This window comes from Oleiphilus sp. HI0117, assembly GCF_001635235.1.
Map to the genome: position 1 here is coordinate 1 of NZ_LWGA01001382.1, position 775 is coordinate 775.

The 775-nt window shown below is 50.1% G+C and carries 1 protein-coding gene and 1 pseudogene; both read left to right on the top strand.

The features are described from left to right. Window positions 1-363: SAM-dependent methyltransferase (locus tag A3757_RS23580; protein ID WP_231878373.1), on the top strand; the 363-nt coding region annotated here is incomplete at its 5' end. Then, window positions 356-775, top strand: a pseudogene (locus A3757_RS23585) (cobalamin biosynthesis protein CbiG); the annotation flags it as partial. The gene A3757_RS23580 and the pseudogene A3757_RS23585, both read left to right, overlap by 8 nt.

Below are 775 nucleotides of genomic sequence, written 5' to 3' on the forward strand. Positions count from 1 at the left end.
GTGATCCCAGGTATTTCGTCTGTGAATGCTGCTGCCAGCGCGATGATGCAACCGCTTACAATGTTAAAAGAATCGTTTGTTGTGGTCAGTGGCCGTCATCAGGATTCGCAAATAGAGCGAGCCCTTAGCGAGCACGATAGTGTGGTGATCATGAAAGCAGGGCAGGCCCGCCCAAGAATATTGGCATTGCTTGAGCGAACGGGAAGATTAGCCGACGCCACGTATCTTGAATATATCGGCCGAGATAATCAGAAGATTGTGAGCGATATAACTCAATTATCTCCAGAGCAAGGGCCGTATTTTTCTTTGTTTGTGGTTTTACCATCGGCAGATCGTAGCTCAGAGGAGAGAAGTCGTGATTAGAATTTTCGCGTTAACCGAAGCCGGGCGCTGTTTGGCAGAACGCTTAGCAAGCGCAATTAGAACCGATTCAACTGCGCTTACGAATGAAGTCGAGGTGTCGTTTAAACCGCAACCCTTTGCGCAAACGGTGCAAGACTCATTTCGCGCCGGCGAACGACAGATTTTAATCTGTGCCACAGGCATTGTCATGCGAACACTCGCGCCGGTAATGGTGAACAAACATGAAGACCCGCCCGTCCTCGTTCTGGATGAACGTGGCGAATTTGTTATTCCCTTGCTGTCCGGGCATGAAGGTGGCGCGAATGAGTTTGGGCGAATTATTTCGGAAGTACTCAGTGCAAGCTTGGTCTTAACGACGGCGGATCCGTATTTGAAACCAATCTACATCGTGGGCATGGGCTGCGAGCGGCAT